This is a genomic window from Pseudomonas sp. 2,4-D (assembly GCF_030418155.1).
Lineage (GTDB): Bacteria > Pseudomonadota > Gammaproteobacteria > Pseudomonadales > Pseudomonadaceae > Aquipseudomonas > Aquipseudomonas alloputida.
This window is the reverse complement of the sequence record NZ_JAUHUI010000036.1, coordinates 42,675-62,260: the sequence shown is the minus strand read 5'-3', so window position 1 is coordinate 62,260 and position 19,586 is coordinate 42,675. Positions and strand designations below refer to the sequence as shown.

General features: G+C 61.8%; 17 protein-coding genes. 16 read left to right on the top strand and 1 reads right to left on the bottom strand.

Annotated features, from left to right (window positions below):
* From bamA to ispD, 15 genes are all read left to right on the top strand, one after another.
* A partial coding sequence (bamA, locus tag QYE47_RS21430) for an outer membrane protein assembly factor BamA (protein WP_301159127.1) occupies positions 1-1,086 on the top strand: 1,086 nt, incomplete at its 5' end.
* A 44-nt stretch (positions 1,087-1,130) separates the two neighbouring features.
* Positions 1,131-1,634, top strand: a complete 504-nt coding sequence (locus tag QYE47_RS21425) for an OmpH family outer membrane protein (protein WP_003252311.1) — start codon at positions 1,131-1,133, stop codon at positions 1,632-1,634.
* A gap of 1 nt (position 1,635) precedes the next feature.
* Entirely contained in the window at positions 1,636-2,691 is a 1,056-nt protein-coding gene (lpxD, locus tag QYE47_RS21420) for a UDP-3-O-(3-hydroxymyristoyl)glucosamine N-acyltransferase (RefSeq protein WP_014592137.1), read from the top strand.
* 114 nt (positions 2,692-2,805) lie between these two features.
* Positions 2,806-3,246: a 3-hydroxyacyl-ACP dehydratase FabZ gene (fabZ, locus tag QYE47_RS21415; protein WP_003252314.1), complete on the top strand. Its 441-nt coding sequence runs from the start codon at positions 2,806-2,808 to the stop codon at positions 3,244-3,246.
* Entirely contained in the window at positions 3,243-4,019 is a 777-nt protein-coding gene (gene lpxA / locus QYE47_RS21410) for an acyl-ACP--UDP-N-acetylglucosamine O-acyltransferase (protein ID WP_010952681.1), read from the top strand. Before fabZ ends, lpxA begins: the two co-directional genes overlap by 4 nt.
* Position 4,020: 1 nt before the next feature.
* Complete coding sequence (gene lpxB / locus QYE47_RS21405; RefSeq protein ID WP_014754275.1) at positions 4,021-5,148, top strand: lipid-A-disaccharide synthase; 1,128 nt, start codon at positions 4,021-4,023, stop codon at positions 5,146-5,148.
* A gap of 1 nt (position 5,149) precedes the next feature.
* On the top strand, positions 5,150-5,773 hold the full coding sequence (gene rnhB, locus QYE47_RS21400; RefSeq protein WP_003252319.1) for a ribonuclease HII: 624 nt from the start codon (positions 5,150-5,152) through the stop codon (positions 5,771-5,773).
* Between the two features lie 185 nt (positions 5,774-5,958).
* A complete protein-coding gene (gene dnaE / locus QYE47_RS21395) occupies positions 5,959-9,483 on the top strand; it encodes a DNA polymerase III subunit alpha (RefSeq protein WP_014592135.1) in 3,525 nt (1,174 codons plus the stop codon).
* Between the two features lie 106 nt (positions 9,484-9,589).
* A complete protein-coding gene (locus QYE47_RS21390) occupies positions 9,590-10,537 on the top strand; it encodes an acetyl-CoA carboxylase carboxyltransferase subunit alpha (protein WP_003252323.1) in 948 nt (315 codons plus the stop codon).
* 171 nt (positions 10,538-10,708) lie between these two features.
* Positions 10,709-11,992, top strand: coding sequence for a tRNA lysidine(34) synthetase TilS (gene tilS, locus QYE47_RS21385; protein WP_070384291.1), 1,284 nt, complete (start codon positions 10,709-10,711; stop codon positions 11,990-11,992).
* A 267-nt stretch (positions 11,993-12,259) separates the two neighbouring features.
* Positions 12,260-13,888: a CTP synthase gene (locus tag QYE47_RS21380; RefSeq protein WP_012270851.1), complete on the top strand. Its 1,629-nt coding sequence runs from the start codon at positions 12,260-12,262 to the stop codon at positions 13,886-13,888.
* Positions 13,889-13,891: 3 nt separating this feature from the next.
* Positions 13,892-14,737, top strand: a complete 846-nt coding sequence (gene kdsA, locus QYE47_RS21375) for a 3-deoxy-8-phosphooctulonate synthase (RefSeq protein ID WP_010952685.1) — start codon at positions 13,892-13,894, stop codon at positions 14,735-14,737.
* Positions 14,738-14,891: 154 nt separating this feature from the next.
* Complete coding sequence (gene eno / locus QYE47_RS21370; protein ID WP_070384290.1) at positions 14,892-16,181, top strand: phosphopyruvate hydratase; 1,290 nt, start codon at positions 14,892-14,894, stop codon at positions 16,179-16,181.
* Positions 16,182-16,349: 168 nt separating this feature from the next.
* A complete protein-coding gene (ftsB, locus tag QYE47_RS21365; RefSeq protein WP_004576849.1) occupies positions 16,350-16,631 on the top strand; it encodes a cell division protein FtsB in 282 nt (93 codons plus the stop codon).
* Positions 16,628-17,335 (top strand): 2-C-methyl-D-erythritol 4-phosphate cytidylyltransferase, encoded by a 708-nt coding sequence (gene ispD / locus QYE47_RS21360; protein ID WP_014592133.1) that lies wholly within the window; start codon positions 16,628-16,630, stop codon positions 17,333-17,335. The genes ftsB and ispD overlap by 4 nt, the downstream gene beginning before the upstream one ends.
* Before the next feature lie 133 nt (positions 17,336-17,468).
* On the opposite strand, the gene QYE47_RS21355 is transcribed toward ispD, so the two are convergent.
* Entirely contained in the window at positions 17,469-18,365 is an 897-nt protein-coding gene (locus QYE47_RS21355) for a LysR substrate-binding domain-containing protein (RefSeq protein ID WP_014592132.1), read from the bottom strand.
* 107 nt (positions 18,366-18,472) lie between these two features.
* Between QYE47_RS21355 and QYE47_RS21350 the strand changes: the two genes are divergently transcribed.
* Positions 18,473-19,585 (top strand): S-(hydroxymethyl)glutathione dehydrogenase/class III alcohol dehydrogenase, encoded by a 1,113-nt coding sequence (locus QYE47_RS21350; RefSeq protein ID WP_014592131.1) that lies wholly within the window; start codon positions 18,473-18,475, stop codon positions 19,583-19,585.
* The last annotated feature ends 1 nt before the right edge of the window (position 19,586 follow it).

Below are 19,586 nucleotides of genomic sequence, written 5' to 3'. Positions count from 1 at the left end.
ACCGCCAGCGTCGGTTTCGCCCAGAGCGCCGGCCTGATCCTGGGTGGTTCGATCAGCCAGAGCAACTTCCTCGGTACTGGTAACAAGGTATCCATCGGCCTGACCCGTTCGGAATACCAGACCCGTTACAACTTCGGCTTCGTTGATCCCTACTTCACCGCCGATGGCGTCAGCCTGGGCTACAACGCCTTCTACCGCAGCACCGATTACGACGACCTCGACGTCGACGTTGCCAGCTATGCGGTGGACAGCTACGGTGCCGGCGTCAGCCTGGGCTACCCGATCAGCGAAACCTCGCGCCTGACCTACGGCCTGAGCGTGCAGCAGGACAAGATCAAGACCGGCAAGTACACCGTTGACGAGATCTTCGACTTCCTCGAGCAGGAAGGTGACAACTTCCTGAACTTCAAGGCCTCGATCGGCTGGTCCGAGTCGACCCTGAACAAAGGCGTACTGGCCACCCGTGGTCACTCGCAAAGCCTGACCCTGGAGTCCACCGTTCCGGGCAGCGACCTGTCGTTCTTCAAGCTTGACTACCGTGGCCAGCTGTTCAAGCCGATCACCAGCGACTACACCCTGCGCCTGCATACCGAGCTGGGCTATGGTGATGGTTACGGTAGCACCTCCGGTCTGCCGTTCTACGAGAACTATTTCGCAGGTGGTTTCAACTCCGTCCGTGGCTTCAAGGACAGCAGCCTGGGCCCGCGCAGTACCCCGAGCATCGGCGAGGCCGCAGGTGGCAAGCCAGGCACCATCGCCGACCCGGATCAGGATCCGTTGCCGTTTGGTGGTAACGTGCTGGTACAAGGCGGTGCCGAGCTGCTGTTCCCGCTGCCGTTCGTCAAGGACCAGCGTTCACTGCGCACTTCCGTGTTCTGGGACGTGGGTAACGTGTTCGACACCAATTGCGGCAACAAACCTGATTGCGAGAAGGTCGGATTCTCGGGCATGGCCAGTTCGGTCGGCCTGGGCGTGACCTGGATTACCGCACTGGGCCCGCTGAGCTTCAGCCTGGCAATGCCGGTCAAGAAGCCGGACGATGCCGATACCCAGGTGTTCCAATTCTCTCTGGGCCAGACCTTCTAAGGTCGGCCCTTGCTTAATGACAACGGTTTATCCAGGAGTGCATCGTGCGTAAATTGGCTCAATTGGCCGTAGTGGCCGCGGCGCTGGTCGCCACCCCGGCTTTCGCCGAAATGAAGGTTGCCGTCCTGAACTACCAGATGGCCCTGCTCGAGTCGGATGCTGCCAAGAAGTATGCGGTTGATGCCGAGAAGAAATTCGGTCCGCAACTGACCAAGCTGAAAAGCCTGGAAAGCAGTGCCAAGGGCATCCAGGACCGTCTGATCAAGGGCGGCGACAAGATGCAGCAGCAGGAGCGTGAGCGCCTGGAGCTCGAGTTCAAGCAAAAGGCCCGCGATTTCCAGTTCCAGTCCAAGGAACTGAACGAAGCCAAGGCCGTTGCTGATCGCGACATGCTCAAGCAACTGAAGCCGAAGCTGGATGGTGCTGTCGAGGAAGTGATCAAGAAGGGCGGCTACGACCTGGTCCTCGAGCGTGGTGCGGTCATCGATGTCAAACCTCAGTACGACATCACCCGCCAAGTCATCGAGCGCATGAACCAAGCCCGTTGATATGAGTGTGACCATGACGCTAGGCCAGCTGGCCGAGGTACTCGGAGCTACCCTAAAGGGGCCCGAGGCGCTGCAGATTACCGGGCTGGCCACCTTGCAAGAGGCTGGCCCGACGCAGTTGAGCTTCCTCGCCAACCCGCAGTACCGCAAGTACCTGGATAACAGCCAGGCCGGCGCGGTGCTGCTCAAGGCTGCGGATGCCGAAAGCTTTGCCGGCAATACCCTGATCGTGGCAGACCCGTACCTGGCTTACGCGCGGATTTCCCACCTGTTCGATCCCAAACCCAAGGCTGAGGCGGGAATACATCCCAGCGCCGTGGTGGCGGAAGATGCCCAGGTGGACGCCAGCGCCAGCATCGGGCCGTTCGCGGTCATCGAAAGTGGTGCGCGCATCGGCGCCAACGTCAGCATCGGCGCACACTGCTTCATCGGTGCCCGCTGTGTGGTCGGTGAAGGTGGTTGGCTGGCACCGCGGGTCACGCTGTATCACGACGTGACCATCGGTAAGCGTGTGGTCATCCAGTCGGGTGCCGTGATCGGCGGCGAGGGCTTCGGCTTTGCCAACGAGAAGGGCATCTGGCGCAAGATTGCACAGATCGGCGGCGTCACCATTGGTGATGACGTGGAGATCGGCGTCAATACTGCTGTTGACCGTGGCGCGCTGTCCGACACCCGGATCGGCGACGGGGTCAAGCTGGATAACCAGATCCAGATCGCTCACAACGTGCAGATCGGTGATCACACTGCCATGGCCGCTTGCGTCGGAATCTCCGGCAGCACGCGCATCGGCAAGCACTGCATGCTGGCCGGTGGTGTGGGGCTGGTTGGGCACATCGATATTTGCGATAACGTTTTCGTTTCCGGAATGACCATGGTTACCCGTTCGATCACTGAACCGGGTTCCTATTCTTCCGGCACTGCCATGCAGCCGCTGGCTGACTGGCGCAAGAGCGCCGCGCGTATCCGCCACCTGGACGACATGGCCAAGCGTCTCCAGCAGCTGGAAAAACGCGTCGATACCGTGACCTCAGGTGGCCTGCCGACATCAGAAGGCTGATACCATTCCCTGAGCAAGAGTGAACAGTCGCTAGCTGGCTCCTCTTTGGATTGCAAAAGGAGCGTGTGGTCAGCACCTGCGCTCCCTATTCTTATTACAGGCTTCCCCACCGAAATGATGGACATCAACGAGATTCGCGAATACCTGCCTCACCGCTACCCGTTCCTGCTGGTAGACCGTGTGACGGATCTGGACTTCGAGGCCCAGAGCATTCGTGCCTACAAGAATGTCAGCATCAATGAGCCGTTTTTCAATGGCCACTTCCCGGCACACCCGATCATGCCGGGTGTCCTGATCATCGAAGCCATGGCCCAGGCGGCCGGCATCCTTGGTTTCAAGATGCTCGATGCCAAGCCGGCCGATGGCACCCTGTACTACTTTGTCGGTTCCGACAAACTGCGTTTCCGTCAGCCGGTTCTGCCGGGTGACCAGCTTGTGCTGGAAGCCAAGTTCCTCAGCCGTAAAAGCATGATCTGGAAGTTCGAGTGCCGCGCCCTTGTCGATGGCAAGCCGGTCTGCTCGGCAGAAATCACCTGCGCGGAACGCTCCCTATGAATTCGATTGATCCTCGGGCCATTATCGATCCGTCGGCCAAGCTGGCCGACGGCGTCGAGGTCGGCCCTTGGTCGATCGTTGGCCCTGATGTAGAAATCGGGGAGGGCACCGTTATCGGCCCGCATGTTGTGCTCAAAGGCCCGACCCGCATCGGCAAGCACAACCGTATCTTTCAGTTTTCCTCGATCGGTGAAGACACCCCGGACCTTAAGTACAAGGGTGAGCCGACGCGCCTGGTGATCGGCGATCACAATGTGATTCGCGAAGGGGTGACCATCCACCGCGGTACTGTTCAGGACCGCGCGGAAACCACCGTAGGTGACCATAACCTGATCATGGCCTATGCCCACATTGGCCACGACAGTGTCATCGGCAACCACTGCATCCTGGTCAACAACACGGCGTTGGCAGGTCATGTACATGTGGGTGACTGGGCGATCCTGTCCGGTTACACCCTGGTGCACCAGTACTGCCACATTGGCGCCCACGCGTTTTCCGGCATGGGCACGGCCATTGGCAAGGACGTTCCGGCCTTCGTTACCGTGTTCGGCAGCCCGGCCGAAGCCCGCAGCATGAACTTCGAGGGCATGCGCCGCCGCGGTTTCAGCGACGAGGTGATCCATGTGCTGCGTCGTTGCTACAAGATTGTCTACCGTCAGGGCCTGACCGTCGAAGACGCGCTCAAGGAGCTGGCCGAACCGGCCACGCAACACCCTGAGGTCGAGCTGTTCCGTCAGTCGATCCTGAGCTCCGCTCGCGGCATCACGCGCTGATATGGCTCAGCTTTGCGTAGCGCTGGTCGCGGGTGAGGCCAGTGGCGATATTCTTGGTTCAGGCTTGATGCGTGCCCTCAAGGCACGCCACCCCGACGTGCGTTTCATCGGGGTTGGCGGCCCCTTGATGGAGGCCGAGGGCCTGCAATCCTATTTCCCCATGGAACGCCTGGCCGTCATGGGGCTGGTCGAGGTACTGGGGCGTCTGCGCGAGCTGCTCAAGCGCCGCAAGCTGCTGATCCAGACCCTGATCGAAGAAAAGCCCGACGTATTCATCGGCATCGACGCCCCTGACTTCACCCTCAACATCGAGCTGAAGCTGCGCCAGGCCGGGATCAAGACCGTGCACTATGTCAGCCCGTCAGTGTGGGCCTGGCGGCAGAAGCGCGTGCTGAAGATCCGCGAAGGCTGCGACCTGATGCTGACGCTGTTGCCGTTCGAGGCACGGTTCTACGAAGAGCAGGGTGTGCCAGTGCGTTTTGTCGGCCACCCGCTGGCAGACACCATCCCGCTTGAAGCCGACCGCCCGGCCGCGCGCGTCGCGCTGGGCCTGGGCGAGGGGCCGGTGGTGGCGTTGATGCCGGGCAGCCGGGGTGGCGAAGTAGGGCGCCTGGGCGCGCTGTTCCTCGACGCCGCCGAGCGCCTCTGCCAACAAGTGCCCGGTGTGCGCTTCGTGTTGCCCTGCGCCAACGCCACGCGGCGCGCCCAGATCGAACAGATGCTTGAAGGGCGCCAACTGCCGCTGACCCTACTTGATGGCCAGTCGCACCAAGCCCTGGCGGCCTGTGACGCGGTGCTGATCGCCTCGGGTACCGCCACCCTTGAGGCGCTGCTGTACAAGCGGCCGATGGTGGTGGCGTACCGCCTGGCGCCCTTGACCTTCTGGATTCTCAAGCGCCTGGTGAAAAGCCCTTACGTGTCATTGCCGAACCTGCTGGCCCAGCGAGAGCTGGTGCCCGAGTTGCTGCAGGACGACGCTACCAGCGAAGCGCTGGCCAACACCCTGGCGCCGCTGGTGCGCGATGGAAGCCAGCAGACCGAACGTTTCGACGAAATTCACCGCACCCTGCGCCGTGACGCCTCCAATCAGGCGGCCGAGGCGGTACTGGCCCTGCTCAAGGACCGCTGACATGCAAATTGGACTGGACTTCAACCTGGTAGAAGACCTGGTCGCCGGCGTTGACGAAGTGGGCCGTGGCCCCCTGTGCGGCGCGGTGGTAACGGCGGCAGTGATTCTTGATCCCGCGCGGCCGATTCTCGGTCTGAACGATTCGAAGAAACTCACCGAAGCCAGGCGTGAGGCGCTGTTCGACGAGATCTGCGAAAAGGCCTTGAGCTTCTGCATCGCCCGCGCCGAAGTCGAGGAAATCGACAGCCTGAACATCCTGCAGGCCACCATGCTGGCCATGCAGCGGGCAGTGGAGGGCTTGCACATTACGCCGAAGCTGGCCCTGATCGATGGCAATCGCTGCCCGAAGCTGGCGGTGCCGGCAGCACCGGTGGTCAAGGGGGATAGCCAGGTGCCGGCCATTGCGGCGGCATCGATCCTGGCCAAGGTGACCCGTGATCGGGAAATGAGTGCGTTCGAACTGATCTACCCGGGTTATGGCATTGGCGGGCACAAGGGCTACCCGACCCCGGTGCATCTGGAGGCGTTGGCACGCCTTGGGCCTACGCCCATTCATCGGCGCTCCTTCGCCCCGGTGCGGGCGGCCTGGGAAGCGCGCGAAGGCGTCACCGATTCCCTGATCTGACCATTGGGGCCGCTTTGCGGCCCTTCACGGGCACGCCCGCTCCCACAGGATTCTTCGGTCTGAGCAGCGGGGCCGTACCTGTGGGAGCGGGCGTGCCCGCGAAGGGCTGCAAAGCAGCCCCAAAAAAAGCCCCTAGTTAGGCTACAATCCCGCCCTTGTCGTTAAGCTCTGCTACAGGATCTTCCATGTCGGTTCCCTTCGTTCACCTGCGCGTCCACTCCGAATTCTCGCTGGTCGACGGCCTGGTGCGGATCAAACCGCTGGCCAAGGCGCTGACCGGGATGAACATGCCGGCGGTCGCGATCACCGATCAGAGCAACATGTGCTCGCTGGTGAAGTTCTACAAGACTGCCATGGGCGCCGGCATCAAACCGATCTGCGGTGCCGACCTGTGGCTGGCCGGTGCCGACCCGGATGCCCCGCTGTCGCGCATCTGCTTCCTGGCCATGGACCCCAAGGGCTATCGCAACCTCACCGAACTGATCTCGCGCGGCTGGACCGATGGCCAGCGCAATGGCCTGGTCATCCTCCAGCGTGAATGGATCGCCCCTGCCAGCGAGGGCCTGATTGCCCTGTCCGCGGGTAAGGAGGGCGACATTGGCATGGCGCTGCTGGCGGGTCGGCAAGACGAAGCCGAAGCGCTTCTTCAGGACTGGATGGGCATGTTCCCCGAGCGCTTCTACGTTGAAGTGCAGCGCACCAATCGCGCACGCGACGAAGAATACGTGCACGCGGCGGTGGCATTGGCCGACAAGCTTGGCGCCCCGCTGGTGGCTACCAACGACGTACGTTTCATCAAGCAGGCGGACTTTGACGCCCACGAAACCCGCGTCTGTATCGGCGAGGGCTGGACCCTCGATGACCCGCGCCGTCCGCGTTGCTACAGCGACCAACAGTACCTGAAGTCGGCCGAGGAAATGGCCGAGCTCTTCAGTGACCTGCCCGACGCCATTGCCAACACCGTCGAAATTGCCAAGCGCTGCAACATCCAGGTGCAGCTGGGCAAGTACTTCCTGCCTGACTTCCCCACGCCCAACGGCATGGGCATCGACGACTACCTGAGGCATGTGGCCCACGAAGGCCTGGAAGAGCGCCTGGCCGTACTGTGGCCGAAAGAGACCACGCCCAATTACGAAGAAAAGCGTCAGGTTTACCTGGACCGCCTGAAGTTCGAGCTGGACATCATCATCCAGATGGGCTTCCCCGGTTACTTCCTGATTGTTATGGACTTCATCAAGTGGGCCAAGAACAACGATGTACCGGTTGGCCCGGGCCGCGGTTCGGGTGCTGGTTCGCTGGTGGCCTATGTACTGAAGATCACCGATCTCGACCCGCTGGCCTACGACCTGCTGTTCGAGCGCTTCCTCAACCCTGAACGTGTTTCCATGCCCGACTTCGACGTCGACTTCTGCATGGACGGCCGTGACCGGGTGATCGACTACGTGGCCGAGGCCTACGGCCGTAATGCGGTGAGCCAGATCATCACCTTCGGTACCATGGCCGCCAAGGCGGTGGTGCGTGACGTGGCGCGGGTGCAAGGCAAATCCTATGGCTTGGCCGACCGCCTGTCGAAGATGATCCCCTTCGAAGTGGGCATGACCCTGGAGAAGGCCTACGAGCAGGAAGAAATCCTGCGTGACTTCCTCAAGGGCGATGAAGACGCCCGTGAAATCTGGGACATGGCCCTGAAGCTGGAGGGTGTGACCCGGGGTACCGGCAAGCACGCCGGTGGTGTGGTTATCGCACCGACCAAACTCACCGACTTTTCGCCGATCGCCTGTGATGAAGAGGGCGGTGGCCTGGTAACCCAGTTCGACAAGGATGACGTCGAGGCCGCCGGCCTGGTGAAGTTCGACTTCCTCGGCCTGCGTACCTTGACCATCATCAAGTGGGCGATGGAGATCATCAATCGCGAGCAGGCCAAGAAGAACCTGCCCGACCTCAACATCGACTTCATCCCGCTGGACGACCGCAAGACTTACGAGCTGCTGCAGAAGGCCGAAACCACGGCGGTGTTCCAGCTTGAATCGCGTGGCATGAAGGAGCTGATCAAGAAGCTCAAACCCGACTGCCTGGAAGACCTGATCGCACTGGTTGCGCTGTTCCGCCCGGGCCCGCTGCAATCGGGCATGGTGGACGACTTCATCAACCGCAAGCACGGCCGCGCCGAGCTGGCCTACCCGCACTCCGACTACCAGTACGAAGGCCTCAAGCCGGTGCTGGCGCCGACCTACGGCATCATCCTGTACCAGGAACAGGTGATGCAGATCGCCCAGGTGATGGCGGGTTACACCCTGGGTGGCGCCGACATGCTGCGCCGGGCCATGGGTAAGAAAAAGCCCGAGGAAATGGCCAAGCAGCGCGGTGGTTTCATCGAAGGTTGCGTAGCCAACAATATCGATGCGGACCTCGCCGGTAACATCTTCGACCTGGTAGAGAAGTTCGCGGGCTACGGCTTCAACAAATCCCACTCCGCCGCCTATGGCCTGGTGTCGTACCAGACCGCCTGGCTGAAAACCCACTACCCGGCGCCGTTCATGGCCGCGGTCCTGTCGGCGGATATGCACAACACCGACAAGGTGGTGGTGCTGGTGGAGGAGGTGCGCAGCATGAAGCTGCGCCTCGACGCGCCGGACGTGAACTTCTCGGACTTCAAGTTCACCGTCAACAACGACGGCCGTATCGTCTACGGCCTTGGCGCCATCAAGGGTGTCGGCGAAGGCCCGGTGGAGGCGATTGTCGAGGCGCGTGCCCAAGGCGGTCCGTTCAAGGACCTGTTCGATTTCTGTGAACGCATCGACCTCAAGCGGGTCAACAAGCGTACCCTTGATGCGCTGGTGCGCAGTGGCGCGCTGGACCGCCTTGGCCCGCACTTCCATGACGAGATCAAGGCCTACCACGCCAACATCGACATCAACCGGGCAACCTTGCTGTCGGCGCTGGGCGAGGCCATCAAGGCCGCCGAGCAGGCTGCGCACACCGCTGACAGTGGTCATGTCGACCTGTTCGGCAGCATGTTCGACGCGGCAGATATCGACGTCTATGCCAACCATCGCAAGGTGCGCGAGCTCACCCTCAAAGAGCGTCTGAAGGGGGAGAAAGACACCCTTGGCCTGTACCTCACCGGCCACCCGATCGACGAGTACGAGACCGAGATCCGCCGCTTCGCCCGCCAGCGCATCGTCGATCTCAAGCCGTCGCGCGAAACCCAGACCATCGCGGGCATGATCATTGCCCTGCGGGTGATGAAGAACAAGAAGGGCGACAAGATGGGCTTCGTCACCCTGGATGACCGTTCCGGGCGAATCGAGGCATCGCTGTTTGCCGATGCCTTCATGGCGGCACAGTCCTTGCTGCAGACCGATGCCATGGTGGTGGTGGAAGGCGAAGTCAGCAATGACGACTTCTCCGGGGGCTTGCGCCTTCGGGTGAAGCAGGTCATGACCATGGAAGACGCACGCACCAAGCTGGCCGAGAGCCTGCGCCTGAAGGTGGCGCACGACGCACTGAAGGGCGACCGGCTGAAGTGGCTGGGCGAGCTGATCACCCGCCATCGCGGTGCCTGCCCGATCACGCTGGAGTACACCGGCAGTGACGCCAAGGCCATGCTGCAGTTTGGCGAGCAGTGGGCGATCGACCCGGCCGATGGGCTGATTCAGGCGCTGCGTGACCAGTTCGGGCGTGAGAACGTCTTCCTGCAATATCGTTGAACCGACAAAAATTTAATCTCGACCTGAATGCGCCTGATCCCTTAAGGTATGGCGCCAAACGGATCAACCGGCCGGCCGCCTGGCCGTAGACCCAAGACGGATGACTATGAACCCGAATTTCCTCGACTTCGAACAGCCGATTGCCGACCTGCAAGCCAAGATCGAAGGCCTGCGCCTGGTGGGCAACGACAACTCGCTGAACATCAGCGATGAAATTGCCCGTCTGCAAGACAAGAGCAACACCCTGACCGAAAGCATCTTCGGCAACCTGACCAGCTGGCAGATCGCCCGCCTGGCCCGTCACCCGCGTCGTCCTTACACCCTGGACTACCTGGAGCACATCTTCACCGAGTTCGAAGAGCTGCACGGGGACCGTCACTTCTCTGACGACGCCGCCATCGTGGGTGGTACTGCGCGCCTGGACGGCAAGCCGGTCATGGTCATTGGCCACCAGAAGGGCCGTGAAGTGCGCGAGAAAGTGCGTCGCAACTTCGGCATGCCGCGCCCGGAAGGCTACCGCAAGGCCTGTCGCCTGATGGAAATGGCCGAACGCTTCAAGATGCCGATCCTGACCTTCATCGACACGCCGGGCGCCTACCCGGGCATCGACGCCGAAGAGCGCAACCAGAGTGAAGCCATCGCCTGGAACCTGCGGGTCATGGCACGCCTGAAAACCCCGATCATCGCTACCGTGATTGGTGAGGGTGGTTCCGGTGGTGCACTGGCCATTGGCGTGTGCGACCAACTGAACATGCTGCAGTACTCCACCTACTCGGTGATCTCGCCGGAAGGCTGTGCTTCGATTCTGTGGAAAACTGCCGATAAAGCAGCAGATGCGGCCGAGGCCATGGGCATCACCGCCGAGCGTCTGAAGAGCCTGAACATTGTCGACAAGGTCATCCAGGAGCCGCTGGGCGGCGCCCACCGTGATCCGGCCAAGATGTCCGAAAGCATCCGTGCCGATCTGGTGCAGCAGCTGGACATGCTCGGCAAGTTCGACAACGATGCGCTGCTGGCCCGTCGTTACGAGCGCCTGATGAGCTACGGCCTCTGATTCTGATTTGCCCCGGGGCCGTTTTGCGGCCCTTGTGATTGATGGCACCGGCTTCGCCGGTGTTCGCGGGTAAACCCGCTCCTACAGGTATTGCGCTGCCCTTGAGGCTTGCGCCTTACGTGTGGGAGCGGGCATGCCCGCGAATGCTTTCTGGAATCGAGCGAGGGCTAGATGATCAACCTCACTCCTTGGCTCAACGCCCCCACCTGGCACGTCGCCTTCTCCGGCGGCCTCGATTCCACCGTCCTCCTGCACCTGCTGGCCGAATACGCCCGCAACCACGCATCCCCCCCGCTGCGCGCCATCCATATCCACCACGGCCTGCAAGCTGCTGCCGACGCCTGGCCCGCCCACTGCCAAGCCATCTGCGACAATTTCGACGTTGAACTCCAGGTCATCCACGTCCAGGTCTCCCCAGGCGCCAGCCTGGAACAGGCGGCCCGAGATGCGCGCTATGCCGCCTTCAGGCAAGTGCTCGGCCCGGGCGATATCCTGTTCACCGGCCAGCACCGCGACGACCAGGCCGAGACCCTGCTGTTCCGCCTGTTGCGCGGCGCCGGCCTGCGTGGCCTGGCGGCAATGCCGGGGCAGCGGACGCTGGGGCAGGGCCGCCTGGTCAGGCCGTTGCTGGCCTGTTCCCGGCAACATTTGCAGGATTATGCCCAAGCCCAAGGGCTGACCTGGATCGAAGACCCGTCAAACCTCGACACACAATTCGCCCGCAACTACCTGCGCGGCGAAGTGATGCCGCACTTGCAGCAACGTTGGCCACAGGCCAGCCAGAACTTCGCCCGTGCAGCAGAGCATCTGGGCGAGGCGCTGAGTTTGCTGGACGAATTGGCCCAAGAGGATCTGGCGCTTGCGGGCAAGGGGGCGCCCATCGCCTGGCCGGGGCTGGATTCCCTCGACCTGGCCGCCCTGCTGGCGTTATCGCCGGCCCGTCAGCGCAATGCCTTGCAGTACTGGCTGAGCCAGCGCACCCGTTTGCCCGATACCCGGCACTGGGCCGGCTGGGCAGACCTGCGCGATGCCGCTGCCGATGCCCGGCCAGTCTGGCGGCTTGCCGATGGACGGTTGGTGCGTAGCCACGGGCGCATCTGGTGGCTGAGCGGTGATTGGCTACAGCAACCGGCTGGCTCGCTGGCCTGGCCCGACCCTGATGGGCCGTTGCGGTTGCCCGGCAATGGTTGCGTGCGTCTTGTTGGCGCAGCCGTGCCGAGCGGGTTGCGCATTGCCTACCGTCAGGGTGGTGAAATGCTGGCGGTTCCCGGCCGTGGCCGGCGGGACCTCAAGCGCCTGCTCAACGAACAGCAGGTGCCGCATTTCCTGCGCTCGCGCCTGCCGTTGCTGTATCACGGCGAACGCCTGCTGGCGGTGGCCAACCTGCCCGGGCTGGTGCAGGCGGATTGCCAACTGCACTGGCAGTTACCGACGAACGCGCAAGGTTTGAGCTGAAGGGTACATTCCGGTAGACTACCCTCCCTTCTTGATACAACTTCTGTGGGTTCCGCGAAAACACAGGAGTTGCCGATTACCAAGCAGTTTTTTGCCGAGCTGATTCTGGAAATGACGAGCGAACGCCATGCCGGGTATACCCTGGCTGTACAGACGCGGCAGTTTTTCGAGATGCACTGTGATTGACGCAGGTGATCGGGGGCTTCGGCCTTCCTTCGCTTTCTCCGGCGGCGCTGGCCGCCTTAACGCAGACTTCTAGGGTTTTTCATGACGCGCTACATATTCGTCACGGGCGGTGTTGTTTCTTCATTGGGGAAAGGCATTGCCTCGGCTTCCCTGGCGGCCATCCTGGAAGCGCGGGGCCTGAAGGTCACCATGCTCAAGCTGGATCCGTACATCAACGTCGACCCGGGCACCATGAGCCCGTTCCAGCACGGTGAAGTGTTCGTCACCCACGATGGCGCCGAGACCGACCTCGACCTGGGGCACTACGAGCGGTTCATCCGCACCACCATGACCCAGAACAACAACTTCACCACCGGCCGTATCTACGAGCACGTGCTTCGCAAAGAGCGTCGTGGTGATTATCTGGGCGCGACCATCCAGGTCATCCCGCACATCACCGACGAAATCAAGCGTCGCATCATCAAGGGTGCCGGCGATGCCGACGTGGCCCTGGTGGAGATCGGCGGTACCGTGGGTGATATCGAGTCGCAGCCGTTCCTCGAGGCGATTCGCCAGCTGCGTGTCGAAGTGGGCTCCAAGCGGGCCATGCTGATGCACCTGACCCTGGTCCCGTACATCGCCACCGCTGGCGAAACCAAGACCAAGCCGACCCAGCACTCGGTCAAGGAGCTGCGCTCCATCGGCCTGCAGCCTGACGTGCTGATCTGCCGCTCCGACCACCCGGTCGATGCTTCGTCGCGTCGCAAGATCGCGCTGTTCACCAACGTTGAAGAGCGTGCGGTGATTTCGCTGGAAGACGTCGACACCATCTACAAGATCCCGGGCGTACTGCACGCGCAGGGCCTGGACGACTTCGTCGTCGAGCGCTTCGGCCTGCAGTGCAATGGCGCCGACCTGTCCGAGTGGGACAAGGTAGTCGATGCCAAGCTCAACCCGGAGCACGAAGTGACCATCGCGATGGTCGGCAAGTACATGGAGCTGCTGGATGCGTACAAATCGCTGATCGAAGCGATGAGCCACGCCGGCATCACCAACCGGACCAAGGTCAACCTGCGCTACATCGATTCGGAAGACATCGAGAACCAGGGCACCAGCCTGCTCGAAGGCGCCGATGCCATCCTGGTACCGGGCGGTTTCGGCCTGCGCGGTGTGGAAGGCAAGATCACCGCGGTGCAATACGCCCGTGAGAACAAGGTGCCGTACCTGGGTATCTGCCTGGGCATGCAGGTGGCCGTCATCGAATTCGCCCGTAATGTGATGGGCTGGAAAGACGCCAACTCCACCGAGTTCGACCGTAACAGCGGCCACCCAGTGGTCGGCCTGATCACCGAGTGGGCCGATGCCACCGGTGCCGTCGAGACCCGCGACGAGGCTTCCGACCTGGGCGGCACCATGCGCCTGGGCGCACAGGACTGCCAGCTGGCTGCCGGTTCCAAGGTGCACGACTGCTACGGCAAGGACGTGATCACCGAGCGTCACCGTCACCGCTACGAAGTGAACAACAACCTGCTGCCACAACTGGTGGACGCTGGTCTGGTGGTTTCCGGCCGTTCCGAAGACGGCGCGCTGGTGGAAGTGGTCGAGTCCAAGGACCACCCATGGTTCGTCGCCTGCCAGTTCCACCCGGAGTTCACCTCCACCCCGCGTGACGGCCACCCGCTGTTCAGTGGTTTCGTCAAGGCAGCCCTGGCCCAGAAGAACAAGGCCTGATCGATGACCCAGAAGATCATTCGCGTCGGTAACATCGAGATCGCCAACGACAAGCCGTTCGTCCTGTTCGGCGGCATGAACGTTCTGGAATCCCGTGACCTGGCGATGAAGGTCTGCGAAGAGTACGTGCGGGTTACCGAGAAGCTCGGTATCCCGTACGTGTTCAAGGCCAGCTTCGACAAGGCCAACCGTTCGTCGGTAACGTCCTACCGTGGCCCTGGCATGGAAGAGGGGCTGAAGATCTTCGAAGAGATCAAGCGCACCTTCAACGTGCCGGTGATCACCGACGTGCACGAGCCTTACCAGGCCGAGCCCGTCGCCAAGGTATGCGACATCATCCAGCTGCCGGCTTTCCTGTCGCGGCAGACTGACCTGGTGGTGGCCATGGCCAAGACCGGCGTGGTGATCAACATCAAGAAGGCTCAGTTCCTCGCACCTCAGGAAATGAAACACATCCTGGCCAAGTGCGAAGAGGCCGGTAACGACCAGTTGATACTCTGCGAACGTGGTTCGAGCTTCGGCTACAACAACCTGGTGGTCGACATGCTGGGCTTCGGCATCATGAAGCAGTTCGAGTACCCGGTGTTCTTCGACGTGACCCACGCCCTGCAGATGCCGGGTGGCCGCGCCGATTCCGCCGGCGGTCGTCGGGCTCAGGTCACTGACCTGGCCAAGGCCGGCATGAGTCAGGGCCTGGCCGGGCTTTTCCTCGAAGCCCACCCCGACCCGGACAACGCCAAGTGCGACGGCCCATGCGCCCTGCGCCTGGATAAACTGGAGCCGTTCCTGGTCCAGCTCAAGCAATTGGACGACCTGGTGAAAAGTTTTCCGACGGTAGAAACCGCGTAAAGCTCATTTCTCGGGTAAAGTACCGCCCGATCCACCCCTGACCAGTCGGTCAGGGGCTCCCTTCATCAGGCCTGCCCAAAGCAAGTTCGCCCGGTGAACGGCAAGAATTTCCTAAGCTAAGTTGTTTTCGTCAAATTCTGGAGTGCTTACAACAATGGCAAAAATCGTCGACATCAAAGGTCGTGAAGTTCTCGATTCGCGTGGCAACCCCACTGTGGAAGCCGATGTACTGCTCGACAACGGCATCATCGGCAGCGCTTGCGCGCCGTCCGGTGCTTCTACCGGCTCGCGCGAAGCGCTGGAGCTGCGTGATGGCGACAAGAGCCGTTACCTGGGCAAGGGCGTGCTGAAGGCTGTCGCCAACATCAACGGTCCGATCCGTGACCTGCTGCTGGGCAAGGATCCTTCCGACCAGAAGGCTCTGGACCGCGCCATGATCGAACTAGACGGTACCGAGAACAAGGCCAAGCTGGGCGCCAACGCCATCCTGGCTGTTTCCCTGGCTGCCGCCAAAGCTGCTGCACAGGACCAGGACCTGCCGCTGTACGCGCACATCGCCAACCTGAACGGCACCCCGGGCCAGTACTCGATGCCGGTTCCGATGATGAACATCATCAACGGTGGCGAGCACGCCGACAACAACGTCGACATCCAGGAGTTCATGGTTCAGCCAGTTGGCGCCAAGACCTTCTCTGACGGCCTGCGCATGGGTACCGAAATCTTCCACCACCTCAAGGCTGTACTGAAGGCCCGTAGCCTGAACACCGCCGTAGGTGATGAAGGTGGTTTCGCCCCTAACCTGGCATCCAACGAAGACGCCCTGGGCGCCATCGCTGAAGCTGTCGAAAAAGCCGGCTACAAGCTGGGCACCGACGTGACCCTGGCCCTGGACTGCGCGGCTTCCGAATTCTACGAAGACGGCAAGTACAACCTGTCCGGCGAAGGCAAGTCGTTCGACGCCGAAGGCTTCGCCGACTACCTGAAAGGCCTGACCGAGCGTTTCCCGATCATTTCGATCGAAGACGGCCTGGACGAGTCCGACTGGGCTGGCTGGAAAATCCTCACTGACAAGATCGGTGAAAAAGTCCAGCTGGTCGGTGACGACCTGTTCGTGACCAACACCAAGATCCTCAAGGAAGGCATCGAGAAGGGCATCGGTAACTCGATCCTGATCAAGTTCAACCAGATCGGCTCGCTGACCGAAACCCTGGAAGCCATCCAGATGGCCAAGGCTGCTGGTTACACTGCAGTGATCTCGCACCGTTCCGGTGAAACCGAAGACTCGACCATTGCCGACCTGGCTGTGGGTACTGCTGCTGGCCAGATCAAGACGGGCTCGCTGTGCCGTTCCGACCGCGTTTCCAAGTACAACCAGCTGCTGCGCATCGAAGAGCAACTGGGCGCCAAAGCGGTTTACCGCGGTCGTGCCGAGTTTCGCGGCTAAGCAAGAGATGGTAAAAAGGCAGCAGCCGGAGTTGTAGGAACGTTCGTACTGAACTTTCCTACGTACTAACGGGTTTCTGTCGACGAAGCCTGGCCTCGGCCAGGCTTCGTGCTATTCGAGGCCCCGAAGTAAAAAGTACGCGGCAGCCTTTTTAACCTGGATAACGTGATGCGCAGTCCCTATTGGTTGTTCCTCGTTCTGCTCTTGCTGTTGGGTGGCCTGCAGTACCGCCTGTGGGTGGGTAACGGCAGCCTTGCGCAAGTGACCGAATTGAAGCAGCAGATTGCCGATCAGCATGCCGAAAACGAGCGCTTGCTCGAGCGTAATCGTGTGCTCGATGCTGAAGTGCTAGAGCTGAAAAAAGGCATGGAGACCGTTGAAGAGCGGGCCCGCCATGAATTGGGGATGGTCAAAGAGGGCGAAACCCTCTTCCAGTTGCCACAGAAATGATCGATACCTTGCCGGCCTTCTGGGCCGTGATTCCTGCTGCGGGTGTAGGTGCCCGCATGGCTGCCGACCGCCCCAAGCAATACTTGGAGCTGGCTGGGCAGACCCTTCTCGAGCACAGCCTCGACTGTTTTCTTGGCCACCCTGCGCTCAAGGGCGTGGTGGTCAGCATTGCCGAAGACGACCCGTACTGGCCTGGCCTGCGCTGCGCCAGCGACCCCCGCATCCAGTGCGCGGCGGGCGGGCGTGAACGCGCTGACTCGGTGCTTAACGCCTTGCTGGTGCTGCATGCCCAGGGTGCGGGGGACAGCGACTGGGTGCTGGTGCACGATGCTGCGCGGCCGAACCTGGCGCGCAGCGATCTGGACAAACTGTTGTCGGAGCTGGCGAACGACCCGGTGGGTGGCCTGCTGGCGGTGCCGGCGCGCGACACCCTCAAGCGTGCCGACAGCCATGGCCGAGTGAGTGCTACCGTGGATCGCAGCACGATCTGGCAGGCGTACACACCGCAGATGTTCCGCCTTGGAGCGTTGCACCGGGCGCTGGCTGAGTGCCTGGTGTCGGATGTGGTGGTGACCGATGAAGCCTCGGCCATCGAATGGTCCGGTCAGGCGCCGCGGCTGGTGGAAGGGCGCAGTGACAACATAAAGGTGACCCGGCCCGAAGATCTCGAATGGTTGCGCCAGCGCTGGGCGGGTAAACGCTGAGCGTTCTCCTGGGCCGGCTTCTTCGCGGGTAAACCCGCTCCTACACGGTGGTAGACACACACCGGTGGTTGGACACAGGCCGTCGTAGGAGCGGGTTCACCCGCGAAGAGGCCAGTACCTGCAGCACATCCCGTCAGCCGAAACGATATTCCGGCAACCCTGCCAACCCCTCCTTCAGGTAATCCACCAGCCGCCGTACCTTCGGCGACAGGTGCCTCTGCTGCGGATACAGCGCCCATACCGCCGTATTCGGCGGTTGGTGCGCCTCCAGCAGCGACACCAGTGAACCACTGTTCAGGTGTTCCAGCACGTAGTAATCCGGCAACTGGCACAACCCGATCCCTTGCAGCGCCGCATCCAGCACTGCCTGGCCACTGTTGCAGCGCCAGTTACCCTGTACCCGCTGGCTGATCTCACGGCCATCCTGCTGTAGTGCCCACAAGTCCGAACTCCCCACCAGGCAATTGTGCCGCGCCAGCTCCGACAGGCTGTGTGGCCGGCCATAGCGCTCAAGATAGGCCGGCGAGGCGCACAGGTACATGCGCCTTGGCGCCAGGCGGGTAGCCACCAAGCGAGAGTCGGCCAGGCGGCCCAGGCGGATGGCCAGGTCCATGCCTTCATGCAGCAGGTCGAGGGTGTGGTTGCTCAGTTCCACATCCACGCGCAGCTGCGGGTACAGCGCCATGAATCGCGTCACCAGCGGCACTATGAAGCGCTCGCCGTAGGCCACTGCGCACGTCATGCGCAACAAGCCCTTCGGTTCGCTGGCCAGGTCGCCCATGGCGCGCAGCGCTTCCTCGCGGCCATCCTGCAAGCGCTGGCAATGCTGCAGGAAGGTCTGCCCGGCTTCGCTCAAGGTTACCCGGCGGGTGCTGCGATACAGCAGGCGCGTTTGCAGGCGGTCCTCCAGCCGGGCGATCTGCCGGCTGATGTGCGATGAGGAAACCCCAAGGCGTTCGGCGGCGGCAGTGAACTGGCCCGATTCGGCCACGGCGACAAATTCGTCGATGCCTTCCCATCGGCTGCTCATCGATTATCCCTGTGTGGCAATAATGTTTTGTCTTTGGCCTGATTATTCATCAAAAGGCGCTGAATTACACTGCAAGACTGAATCGATCCACTGTCTGGAGACCTTTGATGATCAAGTCCCGTGCTGCCGTAGCCTTCGAAGCCAAGAAACCCCTGGAAATCGTCGAAGTCGACGTGGCCATGCCAAAGGCCGGTGAAGTGCTGCTGCGCGTGGTCGCCAGCGGTGTCTGCCACACCGATGCCTATACCCTGTCCGGTGCTGACCCGGAAGGTATCTTCCCGTCGATCCTCGGCCACGAGGGCGGTGCCATCGTCGAAGCGGTAGGCGAGGGGGTGACCTCGCTCGCCGTGGGTGACCACGTCATCCCGCTGTACACCCCGGAATGCGGCAAGTGCAAGTTCTGCCTCTCGGGCAAGACCAACCTGTGCCAGGCCATCCGCGCCACCCAGGGCAAGGGCCTGATGCCGGACGGCACCACGCGCTTCTCGTACAAGGGCCAGCAGCTGTTCCACTACATGGGCACCTCGACGTTCTCCGAATACACCGTGCTGCCGGAAATTTCCGTGGCCAAGATCCAGAAAGAAGCACCACTGGAAAAGGTCTGCCTGCTGGGCTGCGGCGTCACCACCGGTATCGGCGCGGTGCTCAACACTGCCAAGGTCAAGCCGGGTGATACCGTGGCCATCTTCGGCCTCGGTGGCATTGGCCTGTCGGCCGTGATCGGTGCGGTCAAGGCCAAGGCCTCGCGTATCATCGCCATCGACATCAACCCGGCCAAGTTCGAAATCGCCCGCCAATTGGGTGCTACCGATTGCGTCAACCCGAAAGACTACGATCGCCCGATCCAGGAAGTGATCGTCGACCTCACCGATGGTGGCGTGGACTTCTCCTTCGAGTGCATCGGCAACGTTCAACTGATGCGCGCCGCCCTGGAATGCTGCCACAAGGGCTGGGGTGAGTCGGTCATCATCGGTGTGGCCGGTGCCGGCCAGGAAATTTCCACGCGTCCGTTCCAGCTGGTTACCGGTCGGGTTTGGCGTGGTTCGGCGTTCGGCGGCGTACGTGGCCGCAGCGAGCTGCCGAGCTACGTGGAAATGTCCGAGAAAGGCGAGATCCCGCTGGACACCTTCATCACCCACACGATGGGTCTGGAAGACATCAACAAGGCCTTCGACCTGATGCATGAAGGCAAGAGCATCCGCAGCGTGATCCACTTCTGAG